Origin of the sequence: Methylophaga pinxianii (assembly GCF_020447225.1) — a bacterium.
GTDB classification, from domain to species: Bacteria; Pseudomonadota; Gammaproteobacteria; order Nitrosococcales; family Methylophagaceae; genus Methylophaga; species Methylophaga pinxianii.
In genome coordinates, this window is record NZ_JAJAEO010000007.1 from 1 (window position 1) to 210 (window position 210).

Sequence of the window (210 nt, forward strand, 5' to 3'; positions counted from 1 at the left end):
TTGATGAAGCCGATGGGCAGGTGATCGAAGCTGATTTGCATCGCCAGCAAATTGATACCCGGTTTTGCCCTCGTCTGAGCGAGGGCAAAATGCCAACCACCTACGTCACCCAGAACCGTCAAAATGGCAGTCGCACGATTGTGCATTACCGGGATTGTCCGGAAGTGGACTTAGCAACCTTTCAGCAAATCGATTTATCCTCATTTGACT

1 pseudogene is annotated in these 210 nt (G+C 50.0%); it reads left to right on the forward strand.

Annotation, left to right across the window (positions count from 1 at the left end):
- Nucleotides 1-210, forward strand: a pseudogene (locus LGT40_RS16700) (PfkB family carbohydrate kinase); the annotation flags it as partial.